Source organism: Mastigocladopsis repens PCC 10914 (assembly GCF_000315565.1).
In the GTDB taxonomy this organism is placed as follows: domain Bacteria; phylum Cyanobacteriota; class Cyanobacteriia; order Cyanobacteriales; family Nostocaceae; genus Mastigocladopsis; species Mastigocladopsis repens.
The window spans coordinates 6,069,568-6,070,411 of the sequence record NZ_JH992901.1 but is presented as its reverse complement, the minus strand read 5'-3'; the positions used below and the strand labels follow the sequence as shown (position 1 = coordinate 6,070,411).

1 protein-coding gene and 1 pseudogene (1 of these 2 cut by a window edge) are annotated in these 844 nt (G+C 41.1%); one reads left to right on the top strand and one right to left on the bottom strand.

The genetic code is table 11. The features are described 5' to 3' along the window. Positions 1 to 759, top strand: a pseudogene (locus tag MAS10914_RS35140) (VWD domain-containing protein); the annotation flags it as partial. A gap of 10 nt (positions 760 to 769) precedes the next feature. Here the strand turns inward: MAS10914_RS35140 and MAS10914_RS0129015 are convergent. After that, positions 770 to 844: the final stretch of an nSTAND1 domain-containing NTPase gene (locus tag MAS10914_RS0129015; protein WP_017319461.1), read on the bottom strand. 2,577 nt of this gene lie beyond the right edge of the window; only the last 75 of its 2,652 coding nucleotides appear in the window; its start codon lies off the right edge, out of view — the gene reads right to left on this strand; the stop codon is at positions 770 to 772.

The following is an 844-nucleotide window of genomic DNA, read 5'->3' as shown; positions in this document are numbered from 1 at the left end:
GTTAATGGGAAACCCGTAGTTATTTCAGGTGAGAAATTAGTATTACCTGGTAGTGGGGCGATCGCTAAAAATGGCGATACCTACGCAGTTGATTTTCCCACAGGTGAGAAAGTTGTCATTAGTCAAGCCACTGCTGGGGGTAATACTTATTTCAACGTTTCACTCTTTGTCTACAACCAACCAGGGAGATACACTGGTTTACTGGGAAATGTCAACGGAAACCCCAATGACGACCAACAGGTTCGCGATGGAGGGAATGTTTTACAATCTAAGTCAACCTATGGTGATGTCAAGCAGGTGTTAAGCCTAGTTGGGTTGAGAGTTCCCGGTGTCCTTGATGGCGGCGAAAAACTGTATTTTGACCAACTTTACAAGGAATTTGGTAACAGTTGGCGTGTAAAACAAGAGCAATCACTGTTTGATTATGCTTCTGGTAAGAACACAAAAAATTATGTAGACTCCAGTTTCCCAGATAAGTATCTAAAACTAGAAATGCTTTCGTCAGAACAAGTAGAAAAAGCGCGAAAACACTGTACAGAAGCTAAAGTAGACCAAGATTTGATGGAAGGATGCATCTTTGATGTCGGTTTCTCAGGATTTTCTGAATTTGCTCGCACCACAGCGACAATCAACGGTTACGTAGAAACCATCAACAAACTTTCCCCTGGTTTAAACATTCCTACACCTGAACGGGCTATTAATAGTGTGATAGAAAAGGTTAAACCCAAAGTTTGCTTACCTTTTGTAGGTTGTTTATAAAGAATAGGACTTACGCATTGACAAAAAGTATCATCGATATGCGACCGATGGAGCGATTTGATGCCATTAATGACTTGGGAGTTGT